14 protein-coding genes and 1 tRNA gene are annotated in these 16,651 nt (G+C 64.5%); 7 read left to right on the forward strand and 8 right to left on the reverse strand.

Annotation, left to right across the window (positions count from 1 at the left end; genetic code table 11):
- The first annotated feature begins 87 nt into the window (after positions 1–87).
- Both XH81_RS14345 and XH81_RS14350 read left to right on the forward strand, forming a co-directional pair.
- Positions 88–1,698: an ABC transporter substrate-binding protein gene (locus XH81_RS14345; RefSeq protein WP_028141174.1), complete on the forward strand. Its 1,611-nt coding sequence runs from the start codon at positions 88–90 to the stop codon at positions 1,696–1,698.
- A 159-nt stretch (positions 1,699–1,857) separates the two neighbouring features.
- Positions 1,858–3,525 carry a glycosyltransferase family 39 protein gene (locus tag XH81_RS14350; RefSeq protein WP_049802010.1) on the forward strand — a complete coding sequence of 556 codons (1,668 nt, stop codon included), beginning with the start codon at positions 1,858–1,860 and terminating at the stop codon, positions 3,523–3,525.
- Between the two features lie 205 nt (positions 3,526–3,730).
- On the opposite strand, the gene XH81_RS14355 is transcribed toward XH81_RS14350, so the two are convergent.
- Positions 3,731–4,981, reverse strand: a complete 1,251-nt coding sequence (locus XH81_RS14355) for a multidrug effflux MFS transporter (RefSeq protein WP_271596262.1) — start codon at positions 4,979–4,981, stop codon at positions 3,731–3,733.
- Between the two features lie 363 nt (positions 4,982–5,344).
- On the opposite strand from XH81_RS14355, the gene XH81_RS14360 reads away from it, so the two are divergent.
- On the forward strand, positions 5,345–6,652 hold the full coding sequence (locus tag XH81_RS14360; RefSeq protein WP_049802011.1) for a hypothetical protein: 1,308 nt from the start codon (positions 5,345–5,347) through the stop codon (positions 6,650–6,652).
- Here XH81_RS14360 and XH81_RS14365 read toward each other — a convergent pair.
- The 5 genes from XH81_RS14365 to XH81_RS14385 form a co-directional block, all read right to left on the reverse strand.
- A complete protein-coding gene (locus XH81_RS14365) occupies positions 6,616–7,419 on the reverse strand; it encodes a class I SAM-dependent methyltransferase (protein ID WP_028141170.1) in 804 nt (267 codons plus the stop codon). The two genes, XH81_RS14360 and XH81_RS14365, sit on opposite strands and share 37 nt — an antisense overlap.
- An 11-nt stretch (positions 7,420–7,430) precedes the next feature.
- Positions 7,431–9,341, reverse strand: a complete 1,911-nt coding sequence (gene asnB, locus XH81_RS14370) for an asparagine synthase (glutamine-hydrolyzing) (protein WP_028141169.1) — start codon at positions 9,339–9,341, stop codon at positions 7,431–7,433.
- A gap of 22 nt (positions 9,342–9,363) precedes the next feature.
- The gene (locus XH81_RS14375) at positions 9,364–10,230 is read right to left on the reverse strand and encodes a glycosyltransferase family 2 protein (RefSeq protein WP_028141168.1); all 867 of its coding nucleotides are present in this window, start codon (positions 10,228–10,230) and stop codon (positions 9,364–9,366) included.
- Positions 10,227–10,973, reverse strand: a complete 747-nt coding sequence (locus tag XH81_RS14380) for a class I SAM-dependent methyltransferase (protein ID WP_049802007.1) — start codon at positions 10,971–10,973, stop codon at positions 10,227–10,229. The genes XH81_RS14375 and XH81_RS14380 overlap by 4 nt, the downstream gene beginning before the upstream one ends.
- A gap of 332 nt (positions 10,974–11,305) precedes the next feature.
- A tRNA-Leu gene (locus XH81_RS14385) sits at positions 11,306–11,394 on the reverse strand.
- A 173-nt stretch (positions 11,395–11,567) separates the two neighbouring features.
- Between XH81_RS14385 and XH81_RS14390 the strand changes: the two genes are divergently transcribed.
- On the forward strand, positions 11,568–11,996 hold the full coding sequence (locus XH81_RS14390) for a hypothetical protein (protein ID WP_028141167.1): 429 nt from the start codon (positions 11,568–11,570) through the stop codon (positions 11,994–11,996).
- Between the two features lie 25 nt (positions 11,997–12,021).
- Here XH81_RS14390 and XH81_RS14395 read toward each other — a convergent pair whose 3' ends face one another.
- Together XH81_RS14395 and XH81_RS14400 are read right to left on the reverse strand one after the other, a co-directional pair.
- Positions 12,022–13,224, reverse strand: coding sequence for an FAD-dependent monooxygenase (locus XH81_RS14395; protein WP_028141166.1), 1,203 nt, complete (start codon positions 13,222–13,224; stop codon positions 12,022–12,024).
- A gap of 19 nt (positions 13,225–13,243) precedes the next feature.
- Complete coding sequence (locus tag XH81_RS14400; RefSeq protein ID WP_007602543.1) at positions 13,244–13,489, reverse strand: zinc-finger domain-containing protein; 246 nt, start codon at positions 13,487–13,489, stop codon at positions 13,244–13,246.
- A gap of 308 nt (positions 13,490–13,797) precedes the next feature.
- Here XH81_RS14400 and XH81_RS14405 point away from each other — a divergent pair, with 308 nt between their 5' ends.
- The 3 genes from XH81_RS14405 to XH81_RS14415 all read left to right on the forward strand — a co-directional run bounded on the left by XH81_RS14405 (position 13,798) and on the right by XH81_RS14415 (position 16,620).
- Positions 13,798–14,934 (forward strand): hypothetical protein, encoded by a 1,137-nt coding sequence (locus tag XH81_RS14405; protein WP_028141165.1) that lies wholly within the window; start codon positions 13,798–13,800, stop codon positions 14,932–14,934.
- A gap of 114 nt (positions 14,935–15,048) precedes the next feature.
- Entirely contained in the window at positions 15,049–15,804 is a 756-nt protein-coding gene (locus XH81_RS14410; RefSeq protein WP_028141164.1) for an alpha/beta fold hydrolase, read from the forward strand.
- Positions 15,805–16,293: 489 nt separating this feature from the next.
- A complete protein-coding gene (locus XH81_RS14415; RefSeq protein ID WP_028141163.1) occupies positions 16,294–16,620 on the forward strand; it encodes a nuclear transport factor 2 family protein in 327 nt (108 codons plus the stop codon).
- The last annotated feature ends 31 nt before the right edge of the window (positions 16,621–16,651 follow it).

Below are 16,651 nucleotides of genomic sequence, written 5' to 3' on the forward strand. Positions count from 1 at the left end.
TGCATGAGGTTAGTTCGCCCAAGGAACGAGCCGCATGCTTAACCAATAACCTGCCTTTGAACAGTTTCACGTCAGGAGAAACTTTTTATGTTCCACTTCATGCGCCGGGGGCCTCGCGCGTTTGCCTCCAAACTTGCGCTGTCTGTCGTTGCGCTTTCGACGGCGCTTGCCTCGCCAGTGCTTGCAGCCGGCAAGACCATTACGGCGGTGATGCATTCGGATCTGCGCATCATCGATCCGATCTTCACCACGGCCTACATCACGCGTGACCATGGCTACATGGTCTACGACACGCTGGTGGCTCCCGATTCGAGCTTCAAGATCCAGCCGCAGATGGCGGACTGGAAGATCTCCGACGACAAGCTCACCTACACCTTCACGCTGCGCGACGGCCTGAAGTGGCATGACGGTGCGCCGGTGACGGCGGAAGATTGCGTCGCTTCGCTGAAGCGCTGGGCCGCGGTCGACGGCATGGGCCAGAAGCTCCTGGACTTCACCGCGAGCATCGAGGCGACCGACGCCAAGACCATCACGCTGAAGCTGAAGGAGCCCTACGGCCTCGTGCTCGATTCCATCGGCAAGCCGTCCTCGCGCGTCGCCTTCATGATGCCGAAGCGCCTCGCCGAGACGCCGCCGGACAAGCAGATCCCCGAGCAGATTGGCTCGGGCCCCTTCAAGTTCGTGGCATCGGAATTCCAGCCCGGCGTGAAGGCCGTCTACGTCAAGAACACCGACTACGTGCCGCGCAAGGAGCCGGCGAGCTGGACCTCCGGCGGCAAGGTGGCGAAGGTCGACCGCGTCGAATGGATCACCATGCCGGACTCGCAGACCGCCGTGAACGCGCTGCAGTCGGGCGACATCGACTTCATGGAAAACCTGCCCTACGACATGCTGCCGGTGCTGGAGGCAAACAAGGAGATCACGATCGAGGTCTCGAACAAGTTCGGCTTTCAGACGCTCGGCCGGATGAACTTCCTCTATCCGCCGTTCGACAACGTGAAGGTGCGACGTGCCGCTCTTCTGGCGATGAACCAGAAGGACGTTCTCGACGCGCTGGTCGGCAATGCCAAGTACCAGAAGATCTGCGGTGCGTTCTTCGTTTGCGATACGCCGTTCGCGACCGAGGTCGGCGCCGAGACCCTGGTGAAGGGCAATGGCATGGCGGAGGCCAAGAAGGCGCTCGCCGAGTCAGGCTATGACGGCACCCCGGTCGTGGTGATGGCGCCCGGCGACGTCACCACGCTCAAGGCCCAGCCCATCGTCGCGGCCCAGCTGCTGCGCGAAGCCGGCTTCAAGGTCGATCTGCAAGCGACCGATTGGCAGACGGTGGTGAGCCGCCGTGCCAGTCAGAAGCCGCCGAAGGAGGGTGGCTGGAACATGTTCTTCACCAACTGGGTCGCGGCCGACGTCTCCAACCCGATCGCCAATCTCTCGATCGGCGGCCAGGGCAAGAAGGGCGGCTGGTTCGGCTGGGCGGAAAGCGCCAAGATCGAGCAGCTCAAGGACGCGTTCGTCCGCGCGCCGTCGATCGACGAGCAGAAGAAGATCGCCGCCGACATCCAGAAGGAAGCCTATGAGCAGGTGATCTACATCCCGCTGGGGCAATACCTGCTGCCGAGCGGCTGGCGCAAATCGCTGACCGGCGTGCTCGACGGCCCGGCGACGCCGCTGTTCTGGAACGTCGACAAGTCGGAGTAAGGGAGGCGAATTCACGTAGCCTTCGTCGTCTTCACCACGCGGCGCCGCTGTCATCAGCGGCGCCGTTGTCTTTTGTGGTCTTGCGCCGGCGGAAAAGGCGTTGCGGCTTTTAACCTTTCCAGTTTCCAGTCATTGCTATTTGTTTCAATCTTGAAATAGATGCGTCGTCCTTACGCATCACTTTCCCTCCTCAACCTGATTCCCGTGCCGATCGATTTTGCATTCCAGGCGATGGCCGAACGGTCCGATCGCGCGCCGGCACGTTGGCGGCGGCCTTTCCTGCATTGGCTCGATGGCGTCGAGGCGGGCTGGGCCGTTCCGCTCCTCATCGGCTGCTTCGTCGCGATCTGGACGCTCTATCTGGCGATCGCCTATGCCGGCGGCGGCCTGCACCCTGATACGCTCGAGGCCTGGATGCTGGGGCAGCATTTCGCCTGGGGCTATCACAAGCATCCGCCCTTGACCGGTTGGATTGCCGCCAGCTGGACCTCTGTCTTTCCGCTCAGCGATTGGTCGTTGCAATTGATGGCGATGGCCAATGCCGGGCTTGCGCTGATCTTCGTTGATCGGATCGCGCGGCAATTCGTGACCGGGCACAAGCGCATCCTGGTGCTTTTGCTCCTGATGCTGACGCCGGTCTATCAATTCCATGCCCAGCGCTTCAATGCCAATTCGGTGCTGCTGGCGGTCTGGCCGCTGGCGACCTGGTGCTTCCTGCGCGCATTCGAGACGCGCGCCCCGCTGTGGGCGGTCGCAATGGGATGCACGACGGCGCTGGCGATGGTCGGCAAATATTATTCGATCTTTCTCGTCACGAGCTTCGCGTTTGCCGCGCTGGCGCACCCGGCGCGGCGCGCTTATTTCACCTCCGCTTCGCCCTGGATCTCGGTCGTCGTCGGGCTCGCGGCGCTGTCACCTCACGTCTATTGGCTCGCGACGACGGGCGCGTCGACCTTCACCTACGCGCTGGCGCACACCGGCGGCAACGCTGCGACCTCACTCGGCGAGGCGAGAAACTTTCTGCTGGGGCTGGCGGCGGCGATGAGCATGTCGGCCGTGTTCTGGGTGCTCGTCGCAGGAACGCGCTTGAAGCGGTTTCCCGCGGACTTCGCCGCAATGGGCCCGGGCCTGCGGCTCTTGTTCTACGTCACGATGGGCACGATCGTGCTGCCGGTGGTGACGTCGCTCGTGATGGGCACCGATCTGCCGTCGCTATGGGCGCTGCAGGGACTGTTCCTCTTCACCGTTCTCGTGGTCTGCGGGACGAGCTACCCGATCGAGCGCTTCTACACGGTCAACCTCACCGTGATCGTGGCCGGCGTCGCGCTCGCGGCCGTCCTGATCGCCGCGCCGATCCATGCCGTCTATCGCAATGATCACGGGTATGAGGAGGGCCGGAATCTTTACGCCCAGGCGGCTAGTGAATTGACGCGCGAGTGGCGGGAGCAGACCGGCGTGCCGCTGAGCGCGGTGAGTGGTGATGGTTCGCTGGCCTTCGCCTCCGCGTTCTACAGCCCCGACCATCCACGTCATGCGGCGCCCTTCGAGTACGAACAGACCTTGGGCTTGCCGCGCAAGACGTCGCTCGACCGCGGCTGGGCCGCGCTGTGTTTCCGCGACCAGGAATCTTGCACGCGGTGGATGGCGTGGGCGTCCTCGCAGACCGGGCACTTCGTCAGGCGCGAGTTCACCGTGCGGGCCACCCTGTGGGGGCGGCCCGGTCTCTCGCGGGAGGTGGTCGCTCTGATCGTGCGGCCCCGGGGAATGCGGATGATACCCAAGAGCGCTGCGGATGATTTCAGCGCCAGCAGGCGCGGTTCGGAATAGGCTCCGCGCTCAGCAATGACTGTCGCGGATCTGCTCGAGGCCCTCGCTCGCCAAAGGCGTCGTCAACGTGGCCTGCTCTGCGCTCGGCTCCGAACGTTCCGTCTTCCGCCGTTCGACGACGTGGTGGTCGTCCCGGTGTTCCGGTTCCATTGAATGTGACCTCTCGAATTGCTGCAGGACAACATCGAGGCGATCGGGAAGTTCCTTAAGCGACGGGACGATGATGCGGCTTGAACAGCCGGCCCTTTTCCACCACCAGCACGATCGCGAGCGCAGCGAGCGTCGACAGGAAGAAGCCGATCGAGAACGGCAATAGCGTTCCGTCGAAGCTCTGTCCGATCGCCATGCCGACCACGATTCCGATCAGCGTCGTGATCGAGCCGTAGAGCGAGGAGGCGGTCCCGGCGATGTGGCCCTGCGGCTCCATCGCGAGCGCCGTGAAGTTGGCAACCATCATGCCGAACGAGAACATCATCAGAGCCGAGAGCACCATGAACAGGGCAAGCGGCAGGATGCCGAGCATTTCCGTCAGCAGCATCACGGCAGCTACGATTGTGTAGAGCGTCAGCGCGCCATGCGAGATCACGCGCATGCCGAGTCGCTCGACCAGTCTCGCATTGAGGAAGCCGGCGACGGCCGTGCCGGCTGCAATCGCGGCAAAGGCGAGTGGGAAGTAATGGCCGAGGTGATAGATGCCGGTGAAGACCTGCTGGGCGCAGAAGACAAAGGCAAAGAGCGCGCCGATGACGCTGCCGGCGGCCGTGGCATAGCCGATGGTCTGGCGATTGGTCAGGGTCTGCCGGAATGCCGAGAGCACATCGGCGGGCGCCAGCGATCTACGTCCGGACTCGGGGAGGGTTTCCGGCAGCCGCAGCACGCACCAGGCGAGTGCGAGCAGGCCGTACAGCATCAGTACGACGAAGATGCCGCGCCACGCCGTCACCAGCAGTACCGCCTGTCCGAACGAGGGGGCGATCACGGGCACCGCGATGAACACCATCATGGCAAGCGACATCACGCTCGCCATGCGGCGGCCGACATAGCAGTCGCGCACGATCGAGGTCGCGATCACGCGCGTGGCCGAGGTGCCGAGCCCCTGCAGCGCGCGCGCCAGCAGCAGCGTCTCGAATGAGGGTGCCGCGACCGCCAGCACGCTCGCCACCGCATAGACCGCCATGCCGCCGAGCAGCACCGGCCGGCGGCCGAAGCGGTCCGACAGGGGACCCATGACGAACTGGCCGGCGCCGAAACCGATCAGGAAGGTCGACAGCACCAGCTGGAGATGGTTGGCGACGGGAATGTTGAAGGCTGCCCCGATATTGGGCAGTGCAGGCAGCATCATGTCCATCGCAAGCGGATTCAGCGCCATGATCGACGCGATCACGATGACGAATTCTGGAAATCCCATCGGGCGGTGTCCCGCGGACACCCAATCGTCGGCATTGACGTCAGACAAGAAGCTCACCTCTGAAATTGAGCGACTTTATCCATCGCTCATGCTGCGTTGCACAACCCATGTTTCGGGATGGCTGGCAGGCGGAGGAGGGGCGGACAAGAATTGGTGAGGGGAAGCCCCCCGCGCGAGCCGACCGCGGGTCCTGCTATGGCCCGGAAACCAGTGATTCACCATCCCTCCCTAAAGATCGGCGCCGAGCGGGGCAGGTCGGGTCCGGCGGGATGAAACGGAAACGCCTCCTGTCCACTGTGGCGGCCGATCGATGAGGCGCCGCGCCGGCGCCGAGAGAAACCAGGCCAAACAAGGTATCCGATTGTGTCTGATGTCAGCGGTACAGCACGTTGGTTGGAGCCCTCGGCCGACATGGCTTCGAGGCGTAACCTCTGGCTTGCCTGCCTGATCGCACTGACCGCGCTTCTGGTGATCGGCAATCTCGCCAGCGACGTCGGGCTCGATGTGAAATATGGCTGGGACACTCGCGTCAATTGCGCGGCGGTGGATGCCTATGCCGGCGGACTCGATCCCTACTTCGTCAAGAACCTGAAGGGCACCAAGCTCTCTTACCCCTATCTGCCGGTGACGCTGGAGGCCTTCCGTCCCTTTTGCGCGGATGGCATTCTGGTCGCTCATTACAAAACTATCTTTCCCGTGCTGGCCGTGCTCTGCGGCCTTCTCTTGCCAGGTCTTGGCTTGCCCGGTCTTGGCGTGCCCGGTCTTGGCCGAGCGCGCCCGAGCGCTCGCGACGTTGGGCTCAGGGTGCTCTGCGCGCTCGGCGCATTCGTCGGTTTCGAATGGGTCCAGGCGTCGGGCAACTTCGCGATCCTGAGCGGCGTGCTGACCGCGATCGCGCTGAGGCTTCTGCTTTCTCCGCCCGCATCCGGAGCGGCAGAGGACCGCAGCTTTCCGTCGCGCCTCGCCGGCGCCGCGCTGCTCGGCCTCGTGATGTCGTTCAAGCTGGTGTTCTTTCCCGTGCTGGCCGCGCTGTACTTCCTGCCGCTGCCGCGCCGCCGCAAGCTGATGCTGATCGCGATGGCTGTGTTCAGCTTCGCCTTGCCGATCCTGATATCGCGGCTGGCATACCCCGATCTGTTCGCGAGCTGGCAACTTGCGGTGGCCGGAAAGATTCCGGACCAGCACCTCGTCGAGCTGTTCGAGAGCAATCCGTCCCTGCTGCTGCTGGCGCGGGATCTGATGGGGCATGTGGGCCTGATCGATAGCAAACCGGCGATCTTCGCAACCTATGCCTTCGCCGTGACCGCACTGGTGCTCGTGCCGTTCGCCCTGTCCATCCTGCGCTTGATCGGGAGCCGCCCGGCGCACGAGGGAGATTCGCTTCCTGCGCGAGTGGATCGCTGGCTGATGGATCACCCCCGTGCAGCCATGCGCATCACGGTGCTGGCGATGTTTGCGCTCTATCTCAGCTCGCCGCGCCTCAAGGAATATGCCTTCTTCGAGCTCGCGCTCTATGCCGCGATCCTGCTGGTCGATCTTCCAGCCAGGGCACTGGCCGCCGCGCTCACCGTCGGTCTCCTGATGCCCTCATTGATCTTCGTGACGGGGAGTTCCCCCGAGGACAATTCCATCCAGCTCTTCAGCGCGCTGATGTTCTTCTGGGTCCTGCTGCTCGACGCCCGTCATGCGGGCCGGGTGCCGGACACGGTCCAGCTATAGCCGTGGCGGTGGTAGAGCCGAACATCCCCGAATCCGCCATCCGACAGCAGTGCCTCCGCTTCGGCGCGCGTGTAGTATTTCGCGTAGGCGGGATTGAGCTGATCGTAGATGGTCAAGCGGCGAACGCTGCGCGGAAACTTCGCCAGCACCGAACGCATGTAGGACCGCATCGGTAGCGGCAATATCCGGCACAGCCCGATATAGGCTGTCAGCGCCCATTCCAGACCATGCGACAGCACCACCAGCAGCCGGTGCGGCAGCAGCACGGTGAGCTTGCGCAGCGGGATCGCGAGCGACAGATAGGTCTCGTTGCCTTCGTAGCCGTAGAGCCAGACGATGCAGCGTCCGCCGGGGCGCAACGCATCATAGGCCGCGTGAACCACCGGCGCCGGCTCGGGGATGTGATGCAGCACCCCCATCGAAACCACATAGTCGAGCCCGAGATCGGGCGGCAAGCGGTCGCCGGGCGCCTGCAAATAGTCGATGCGCTCCGCGCGGGCCGCCGTGTTGTCCTTCAGGACCAGCATGGCATCGGAGGGTTCGACCGCGACGACACGATCCGCCCCGGCATCGAGCAGCATGTTGACGATGCGTCCCGTGCCGCTCCCGATATCGGCGATCCGCTTGCCCTTGACCTCGTCGAGGGAAAGCAACGGACCGAACAGATCGGCAAGCAGGTCCGCCGAGCCGTAATAGGCGGGGTTTTCGCGGAACGCGGTCCATTGCTCGCCGAAATCGTTGATCGTCTGGTCCTTCAGGTCCGGCATGTGCCCGCTCCCTACGCTCGGCGCGGCGAGGGGGTCGCAAGCCCCGTCAACCAGATGCCCAGCGTCAGGATCGGCCACAGCGCGAACGCATTGTCGCTCCTGGCCTCGCGATGCGCAGTCCACAGCAGCCGGATCGCCTCCGGTTTCAGGAAGGGCGCAAAAACGTCGGCCTCCCTGTCGAGCACCCGGTCGCAGATCGGCCGCAGCCCACCGCGTCGCATCAGTTGCGCGATCGGCACGTTGAAGCCACGCTTGCGCGACCATGCGGCCTCTCCCGGCATGCCCAGGCGCTCGGCGAGTTTGCGCAACACATATTTCGGTGCGCCCTTGGGCCAGGGATTGAGCAGCGAGACATCGAGGCTGCCGGCGAGGTCCATGACCCGTCGATCGAGGATCGGCACGCGCACTTCGAGACCATGCGCCATGCTCATGGCATCGACCTTGGTGAGGACGCTTTGCAGATGGAAGCGCTGGTCGGCGATCAGCGCCCGATCCAGCACGTTGTCATGCGGCTCCGAATAATATTCGGCGTATTCCGCGAACGGGTCAGTCGATGCAAGATCGGCCATCCCGCGGTCATAGATCTTCTCGGCGAGAAAGCGGGGAACGAGCCGCCGCCATTGCAGATGCGGGCTGTTGCCGGCTTCGCCCAATCCGAGTGCGAAGCGGGCGAGTTGCGCCGCTGCCGGAAGCCGCTTCTCGTTGCCGCGCACCGACGCATAGGCTAGGCGTCCGGTCAGGCCGGCAAGGCCGCGCGGAACGACGTGGCGCGCGCGCTCCGCCATCATGGTCGCGGCATAGGTCTCATATCCGGCGAAGAATTCGTCGCCGCCATCGCCGGACAGAACCACCGTGGAATGCCGGCGGACCGCACCAGCCAGATGATAGAAGCCGAGCGCGCCCGTGTCGGCGCATTGGCCGTCGAAATGATAGACCACCGCCCGCAGCGACGCCTCGGCATCCTCGCCCGCTTCCCCGTCGATGACGTTGAGCGACAGGCCGGCGGCGGTGGCGATCTGCTGCGCCACCGCGGTTTCATCATGGCTTTTCTCGGTGAAGCCGGCCGTGAACAGCGGCGGCTTCAAGCCGAGCCGGCCGAGCGTCAGGCTGATCAGCGAACTGTCGATGCCGCCGCTCTGCAGCACGGCGAGCGGCACGTCGCTCACCATCTGGCTCTTGACCACGGTCTCGATCGTCGATTGCAGCCGGACAACGGCTTCGTCGAGGTCGCGGATCGCAGGCGCACGCACCGGCCGCCAGAAGCGTCGCTCGGTTCGCTCGCGCTCGGTGAATCCGATCATCGTGCCGGGCGGGAGCTGCTTGATGTCCTGGTACAGGCTCGTTTGCGTCCCTGGATGGCCTGCGGCGAGATAGGTATGCAGGGCCACGGGATCGATCCGCGCGGTGAGGTCTCCGCCCGCCGTAAGTCCCTTGATCTCGCTTGCGAACAGAATGCGGCTGCCGTTCTCGGAATAATACAGCGGCTTGATCCCGATGCCGTCGCGCGCCAGGATCAGGCGGCGCTCCTGCCGATCCCACAGGCCGATCGCGAAAAATCCCTCCAGGCGTTCGAACATCGCCTCACCCCAGGCGAGATACGCGTAAGGGAGGATCTCGGTGTCGCAGGTGCTGCGAAAGCGGACGCCGAACGATCGCTCGAGCTCGCTGCGCAACTCGTGATCGTTGTAGATCTCTCCATTGTAGGTGACGACGATGCGTTCCGAGGCATCGAGCATCGGCTGGCGCCCGGCGTCGGAGAGATCGCGGATGGCGAGCCGGCGGTGGGCGAGGCCGACGGGGCCGTCCAGCCAGGTGCTCTCGCCGTCCGGCCCGCGATGGACCAGCGCTGCCGACATCGCCGCAACCGCACGGCCGTCGGCGGGCCGACCGTCACGATGAAAGATGCCCGCTATGCCGCACATCGCGTTCCCTTGCCGCGGGAGGTCATGGTCGCTGATTCATGATCTGCTTCAGCAGCACCGCGAGCAGTCCCATGGCGACGACGAGAATGCTGAGCAGGATCGCGCCGACGCCCAGCACGAAGGCGCTGACGACCTGCAGGATGATCCCGCCGATCAGCGAGACCAGCGCGAGCGCCATGCACATCATCGCCAGCAGCACGAAGATCTTCAGCGGATTGTAGTAGGTGCAGGCCTCCAGGACGTATTGCAGCGTCCGAATGGAGTCGCGGAACAGGTTCACCTTGGAGCGGCCGATGCGCTCCTTGTAGTCGATGTCGATGTAGTCGACGAACTTCGCGTTCATCATGTAGGCGAGCGTCAGCGACGTCGTGAAGCTGAAAAGGTCGCTGACATGCTCGAAATAGGAGATCGCGACCTGCCGGCCGAACACGCGCAGGCCGGAATTGATGTCGGGGATCTCGCGGTTGGCGGTGAATTCGACGATCGCCTTGAGGATCGCGCGCAATGGCGATTTCAGCCTCGACTCGCGGTAGTTGGGCCCGGTCCGGGCGCCGACGACCATGTCGAACCCCTGGTTGAAGCGCGCGACCAGCGCCGGGATCGTCTCCATCGGGTAGGAGCCATCCGCGTCGCTGATGACGATCGTGTCGTAGGACGCAGCGCGAATTCCATCCTTCAGCGAGCGGCCATAGCCGATGTTGTGGGGATGCCTCAGCACCTTTGCACCGGCCTGTTCGGCAAGCTCGCCGGTGCCGTCGGCCGAACCATCGTCGACAATGATGATCTCATAGGGAGTGAGCTGAGCGCCGTCGAGGGCCGCCTTGGCTCGATCAATGGTTTCAACGATGCCGTTGCGCTCGTTGAGCGCAGGAATGACGACTGAAATCATAAGCGGCGTGCAATGCAGGTGACGGATTGCCCAAAGAAGCTTCGCGAGAGCGGATCGAGCGCCCGCGACAGCGGCACGGCATATTTGTCGAACAGGGCGATCTGCCCGTTGACGGCGGCATCGTTCAGCGACTGATGCCGCTTCAGACGATTGGCAAGCCATCCCAGCCCGCCGATCGGATTGAAGTAATTCAGCCGGACCAGCTCGACCGGTTGATCGGCGAGCAGCTTGGCGAGGCGCGCGGTGGTGTAGCGGCGGCAGTGTCCCGCCAGGCGATCGAGATCGTTGTAGAGCAGCATCAGGGCGGGAACGCTGATCAGGAGATGGCCGCCGGGCTTGAGCACCTGGACCAAATTGGCAACCGCCGTGGCGTCATCCTCGATGTGCTCGAGCACATTGATGGTGAAGACCGCATCGACGCCTTGGGGAAACAGGGAACTCAGCTGATCGCGGACCAGAATGTCGCAGACGGCGAACTTGCGATCGGGCATCGCCTTGGCGGCACGTTCGACGCTTTCGCGGTCGTGGTCCACGCCGCAATAATCGCCCAGCTCGCCCAGCACTCTGCTGTAGAGCCCATGCCCGAACCCGACCTCGAGGATCGCACCCTTCAGGTAGGGACGGAACTGGTCGATAACCCAGTTCATGTAGTTCTGCGCGTCGGCGATTGCGCTCGAATAGGTATCGGCCCCGACTTTCAGGCCTTCCGTCGTGGACTGGGCGGGAAAGGAGGTTTGAGCCATGGAGCCTGCGCCTTGTTCTCGCTCGGGTTAGCAGCGAGCGCCACATTTCTCAAGGACATGTGCAGCACAATCGCCTTAAAGTTGACGGCTCGTGCGACAGGAACATGATGTGCTCCGACGCGCGCTCGATGCGCTGAAATCCCGCCTCGATCATCGATCCGTCGCCTGCTTTCGGTGAAGCGGCTGCTTGGACTCGGGCGAGGGCGATCTTCAGATGCTGAAGCCGTGCAACAGAGCTGTTGGGCAGATCGAGACGTCACCGGAGGCGTGTTCGATGATCGCTCAGCTGAAGCGGAGGGTAGACCGCCTTCATCGCGGAGCATCAAATCTCGTGGTGCGGGCAGCCGGGGTCGAACCGGCACAGCGCTTGCGCACCGAGGGATTTTAAGTCCCTTGCGTCTACCAATTCCGCCATGCCCGCTTGATCCAACGAGATCAAACACTTAAGTCCATCCTGGCCGTCTGGAATTGGCGCGTTGCGAGCCCGGAGGGACGGTTCTTCCTTAAGCGAGCCGGGCGCACAAGGCAAAGCCTCAATCCGGACATCTGTTGTTGCTTTAGGCATTCTCAATCCACGGGGACTATTCATCCGGCATGGCTGCTTCGTTTTCCACTTCGCCGCGCGGCTTCGGCGCGCTCCTCGCGCTGCTTGCGGCCGGCGCCGCGCTGTCCGGCTGCGCCGGCATGAGCGAGACGGTCGCGCCGGCCTTTGCCGATCCCGCCAAATACGAATTGTACGACTGCAAGCAGCTGGAGACCGAGCGCAAGTCGCTCGCCAAGCGCACTGACGATTTGCGGGGGTTGATGGAGAAGGCGGAGACCGGGACGGGTGGCGCCGTGGTGTCCGAGCTCGCCTATCGCAACGACTATGTTGCCGTGCGCGGGTCGGCGCAAATGGCCGAGGACGCCTGGCGCCGCAACAAGTGCCGGGAAACGCCGCCGGAGGCGACCCCGCCTGCCACGCAATTGTCGCCCGCGGCGGCTGGCAAGCCCGCTTCGAAATCCGGGAAAATGTCCCGCTGAGGCGCCGCGCTGGCGGCGCTTCGCATCAGGGCCGCCAGCCGTAGATCCAGTCCTGCCGCGCCAGCATGCGGTCCGGGCCGAGCGCGCGGATCGCAAGATCGCGTGCGGCCGCAAGCGGCCCGCCGAGATGATAGATGCGGCCCTGCTGCCGCGCGGTCCGCTGCACCCGCCGCACCCGCGCCTGACGGGCACGGCCGTATTGCGTCAGCGCAGCACTGATGCCTGCCGTGCTCTCGGCGGCTTCAAAGCTCAGATGCCGGGCGAGCACCGCGGCATCCTCGATCGCCATGCCGGCGCCCTGGGCCGCAAAAGGCAGCATCGCATGCACGGCATCGCCGAGCAGCGCCACCGGACCTCTGCTCCAGGGGCAGCCGTCGGGCACGCCGAACAGCGCCCATTTCCGCCAGCTGTCGACCGTGGCCAGCATCATCCGCGCCGAGGCCGGCCAGCGCGGCGCGGCGAAGGCGTCCATCACTTCCAGCGGATCGCCGGGCGTGCTCCAGCCCGGCCTGTTCCAGGTGCCCGGCAGCACAGCGACCACGTTGATCTGGCGTCCGCCCGCGATCGGATAGGCGACGAGATGGGCATTCGGCCCCATCCACAGCTGCACCCGGCGCGCGGTGTAGTCCTTTGGCAGTTGCGTGGCATCCAGCGTGCCGCGCCAGGCGATCAGCCCGGAGAAGCGCGGCTGCACCTCGGGAAACAGATGCTGGCGGACCGTCGACCAGATGCCGTCGGCGCCGATCAGCGCGCTGGCGAGATCGCTGCGGCGGATCGTGCCGCTGCGATGGACCACCGTCAGCCCCTTGGCATGAGGCGCGACATCTTCGAAGGTCGCGCCCAGCTTGAGGTCGATGTCGGGATGATCGGCGACAGCACCGGCCAGCGCGGATTGCAGGTCGGCGCGGTGCACCACCCAATAGGGAGCGCCGGCCCGCAGCGAAGCTGCCTCGCCGAGCGGCATGCGCAAAAGCTCGCCGCCGGCCCGCGCGCTCATGATCGAGACCGCCTCCGGGATGACGGCGCGCAGCCTGAGGCGCTCGGTGAGGCCGAGCTCGACCAGCACGCGGCTGGCATTGGGGGAGAGTTGCAGGCCGGCGCCGACTTCCTCGAGCCGCTCGGCCTTTTCCAGCACAACGATGCGGAAGCCGCGGGCTGCCAGCGCCAGCGCGGCCGTCAGTCCACCGATGCCGGCACCGGCGATGACAATCGTGCGGGAGAGCGCCACCCCTGACCGATGGAAACGGTCAGGCCACTTTGTCCTTCAGGACGCATTCCGGCGGGCGGGCTTCGCCCGCCTTCAGATCGGCCGCGAAGCGGTACAGCGTCGAGCAGTAGGGGCAGATGATCTCGTTGTCGTTGCCGAGGTCGAGGAAGACGTGCGGATGGTCGAACGGAGGGTTGGCGCCAACGCACATGAACTCTTGCGAGCCGATCTCGATGACGGGGACACCGGCATCGTTATGGAAGTGCGGGACGACATGGTCGGACATCGTAACTCATCCTGGAGTGGCAATGGCGGCAGACACAATCACGAACTGACGCGGCATCTTTAAGGCGCCGCGGACCATACTGGTGGGTGTGGATGATTGCTAGTCCAGCGGAACCGAAAGGTTCGCAATTGCCCCATGCTCATTTGCTCATGCAAATTCGACACAATCTTAAGGCCTGAGAGAAGCCCTTCTTTCGTCGGGGACGTTGTGTCGCAATTTTGGCATACTATGTCTGTGGACGAGCAAATTTGCGCCGAATGACGAATCGACCGGCGCAAGGGATCCCAGGGACTTCCGGGCTTTTCCACATGAAGTGGCTGCGAATCACCACAGCGTTGACCGGTATCGCCGCGTGCGGCTTCATGCTCGCGCAGGTAGCACCGCACGCGCGCGAGGCCGGCGCGATCCTCGCCGCCCAGGATGATCCGGCCGTGCTCTCCGAGCTGAAGCTCGATGCATTGCTGCGGCAGAACGACCATCTGGTTCAGGACAACATCGAGGCCGCACTCGCCGCCGGCGATGCGGATCTCGCCGACAGTTTTGTCGCGCTCGCGCGCGACCGCAACATCGCGCTGCCCGACGACCTCCTGGGCCGCGTCAATGACGCGGTCAAAGCCGAAAGCTCCACCTCGCATTTCGCCAAACGTTTCGCCACCGGCCTCGTCACCGGCAATGCCGACGATGTCGCGAGCCTCTCGGGGACGGTGGCGGGCGATCTCTTCGTGATCGGCGACATCAGGGACGTGGTGCGCGAGGGCAAGCATCTTGCCATGGGCGAGGACACCGACCGGCTCGTGCTCGGGCTTGCGGCGGCCGGCCTTGCGGTGACGGCGGCAACCTACGTGTCCGTCGGTGGTGCCGCGCCGGTGCGCGCCGGACTGACGCTGGTGAAGGATGCACGCAAAGTCGGGCGGCTCGGCGAGGGGCTGGCGGTCTGGGCCGGCCGTTCCGCGCGCGAGGTCGTCGACACGCCGGCGCTGCGGAATGCGGTGGTATCAGGCTCGGTGCTGCGGCCGGGCGAGACCGTCAGCGCGATCAAGGCGGCGTTCCGGGCCGAGAAGGCCGGTGCGCTGGTCCGGCTCGGCAAGGATGTCACGCGCGTCGCCGAGAAGACCGGCACGCGCGGGGCGATGGACACGCTGCGCATCGCCGAAGGTCCCAAGGATGTCGCGCGCGCGGCGCGGCTTGCCGAAGCGCAAGGCGGCAAGACGCGCGCGATCATGAAGCTTTTGGGTCGGGGCGCCCTGCTGCTGATCGGCGGCGCGTTCAATCTGGCGCTCTGGCTGCTCAGCGCGGCACTGACGCTGTTCGGCCTTCTCTCCTCCATCAAGGCGACCACCGAGCGCCTGACCCAGGCCTGGTGCGATCGCAAACGGGCGCGGCGGCTTCGCCGTGCCCGGATCGCCGCGGAAGCTGCTCTGGCCAACGCGGCCGTCACGGCGTGAGGCGCGCGGCGCTCCAGGCTATTGTTTGAGCATGATGTTGCCGGAAAACCGCTGCACGCTTTGCCGGATCGTGCTCTAAGATCAATCACTCCCCACAACACCACGGAACTGCTGATGCCGAGCTTTCACAACGGCGCCGTTGAAATTGCCTATCTCGATGAAGGCGAGGGCGATCCGATCATCCTGGTGCACGGCTTTGCCTCGAGCAAGAACGTGAACTGGGTCTATCCGACCTGGGTCTCGGAGCTGCGCAAGAACGGCCGCCGCGTGATTGCGCTCGACAATCGCGGCCATGGCGAAAGCGCAAAGCTCTACGAGCCCGCGCAGTATTCGATCCCGACCATGGCCGGCGACGTGCTTGCGCTGATGGATCATCTCGCCATCCCGCAGGCCGACATCATGGGTTATTCGATGGGCGGACGGATGGCGGCGTGGCTCTCCCTCAACGAGCCGCAGCGCCTGCGCTCGGCAATCCTCGGCGGCATCGGCATCGGCGGCCTGATCGAGGGCACGGGCCCCGGCGAGAACGTCGCCAAGGCGCTGGAAGCGCCAGATCTCGACGACGTCACCGATCCCGTCGGCCGCACCTTTCGCGCGTTCGCCGATCAGACCCGCTCCGACCGCCGTGCGCTGGCCGCCTGCCTGCGCGGCACACGCGACCTCATGACGAGGGACGAAGCTGCGCGTATCGACGTGCCCGTGCTGATCGCGGTCGGCACCACCGACGACGTCGCAGGAAGTGCCAGCGCGCTCGGTGCGATCATCCCCGGCTCCGAAGTGCTCGACATTCCGAACCGCGACCACATGCGCGCGGTCGGCGACAAGGTCTACAAGACCGGCGTGCTGGATTTCCTCTCGCGCCGCGGCTGAGGCATGGTGTCTGAGGCCAGGAGGTTGTTGCCCCGCTATCCTGAAATGTCCCATCACAAGGGGCTGTCCGCTCCCTTCAGGTCCGCGCGAACCCGGGGCGCTTGCACGTAAGATGCCCCCCGCGTGAGGCGGCTATTTTGGGAGGCGACTGTAATCTATGCCCAGCCCGGGCGCGTCGCTCCGCCTCTTCGACTCGAAGGCGGAGATCTTCCAGTTCTGAGAGTCGGGAAGAGAGGTCGTTCAGCCGTTGGGCGAAGAGGATCGCGCAAGACTCCTTCATCAACGCCTCCCGCTCCAAGCTCGGGCCGACTGCGTTGCCCTAGGGGATGGGCGGCGGGAAAACAGGATACCCGTCCAACCGTTCCACTTGCCGTTGAGGCTATGACTTTCGGCATATGGTCCTAACCTGGCGAGGGCACCAAAACTCTCGAAAGAGAGACTTGGCTGGTACGCCGGCCAAATCTCGATTTTTGGCATCGAGGTGCTTGTATGTCCTTTGACGCGATGGCCGCGGCGGTCGATTGGTTAGATGCCTACCGCGCCGGCGATGTTGACACGATCTTGCGGATGTACGCTGAAGACGCGGTCATCGTCTGCGGTTGCGGTTGCACGAAGACCATTACAGGGCCCGAAGGTCATCGCGCGTATTGGGTCGATCGGATGATCCAATATCCTGCGTCGAAGCTCGACAACTTACAGCAGGCGGAGGAGGGAGCGCTGATCTCTTACGTCGTGCGTGAAGGCCTGGTCAGCGCGGTCTTGAAGTTCAACGCCGCTGGCCAGGTAGCGGTGCACACCTGCGGACCTTCAAACTGACGTGCGATAGGAAAGCCGCCATCGCGGGCAA

The organism is Bradyrhizobium sp. CCBAU 25360, assembly GCF_028128695.1.
In the GTDB taxonomy this organism is placed as follows: domain Bacteria; phylum Pseudomonadota; class Alphaproteobacteria; order Rhizobiales; family Xanthobacteraceae; genus Bradyrhizobium; species Bradyrhizobium ottawaense.

Excerpts from the sequence above, each read along its gene's own strand:
- XH81_RS14345 (WP_028141174.1), top strand. The coding sequence starts at position 88 with ATGTTCCACTTCATGCGCCGGGGGCCTCGCGCGTTTGCCTCCAAACTT.
- XH81_RS14350 (WP_049802010.1), top strand. The coding sequence starts at position 1,858 with ATGCGTCGTCCTTACGCATCACTTTCCCTCCTCAACCTGATTCCCGTG.
- XH81_RS14360 (WP_049802011.1), top strand. The coding sequence starts at position 5,345 with ATGGCTTCGAGGCGTAACCTCTGGCTTGCCTGCCTGATCGCACTGACC.
- XH81_RS14365 (WP_028141170.1), bottom strand. The coding sequence starts at position 7,419 with ATGCCGGACCTGAAGGACCAGACGATCAACGATTTCGGCGAGCAATGG.
- asnB (WP_028141169.1), bottom strand. The coding sequence starts at position 9,341 with ATGTGCGGCATAGCGGGCATCTTTCATCGTGACGGTCGGCCCGCCGAC.
- XH81_RS14375 (WP_028141168.1), bottom strand. The coding sequence starts at position 10,230 with ATGATTTCAGTCGTCATTCCTGCGCTCAACGAGCGCAACGGCATCGTT.
- XH81_RS14380 (WP_049802007.1), bottom strand. The coding sequence starts at position 10,973 with ATGGCTCAAACCTCCTTTCCCGCCCAGTCCACGACGGAAGGCCTGAAA.
- XH81_RS14390 (WP_028141167.1), top strand. The coding sequence starts at position 11,568 with ATGGCTGCTTCGTTTTCCACTTCGCCGCGCGGCTTCGGCGCGCTCCTC.
- XH81_RS14400 (WP_007602543.1), bottom strand. The coding sequence starts at position 13,489 with ATGTCCGACCATGTCGTCCCGCACTTCCATAACGATGCCGGTGTCCCC.
- XH81_RS14405 (WP_028141165.1), top strand. The coding sequence starts at position 13,798 with ATGAAGTGGCTGCGAATCACCACAGCGTTGACCGGTATCGCCGCGTGC.
- XH81_RS14410 (WP_028141164.1), top strand. The coding sequence starts at position 15,049 with ATGCCGAGCTTTCACAACGGCGCCGTTGAAATTGCCTATCTCGATGAA.
- XH81_RS14415 (WP_028141163.1), top strand. The coding sequence starts at position 16,294 with ATGTCCTTTGACGCGATGGCCGCGGCGGTCGATTGGTTAGATGCCTAC.